The sequence below is a fragment of the Corallococcus interemptor genome (genome assembly GCF_003668875.1).
GTDB classification, from domain to species: domain Bacteria; phylum Myxococcota; class Myxococcia; order Myxococcales; family Myxococcaceae; genus Corallococcus; species Corallococcus interemptor.
In genome coordinates, this window is record NZ_RAWM01000331.1 from 1 (window position 1) to 319 (window position 319).

General features: G+C 52.7%; 1 rRNA gene. It reads left to right on the top strand.

The features are described 5' to 3' along the window. A 23S ribosomal RNA gene (locus tag D7X96_RS39220) occupies positions 1-319 on the top strand; the annotation flags it as partial.

Here is a 319-nt window from a genome sequence, read left to right on the forward strand (position 1 = left end):
CGTTCTGTCAATCGGGGAAGGTTTTTGGTGACAACACCTGGAGATATCAGAAGTGAGAATGCTGACATGAGTAACGATAATGCGGGTGAAAAACCCGCACGCCGAAAGCCCAAGGTTTCCTTGCGCAACGTTAATCGGCGCAGGGTGAGTCGGCCCCTAAGGCGAGGACGAAAGTCGTAGTCGATGGGAAGCAGGTTAATATTCCTGCACCTCGCGTAAGTGCGATGGAGGGACGGAGAAGGTTAGGTGTACCAGGCGTTGGTTGTCCTGGGGAAAGGCGGTAGGTTTGGATCTTTGGCAAATCCGGGATCCTTTAAGA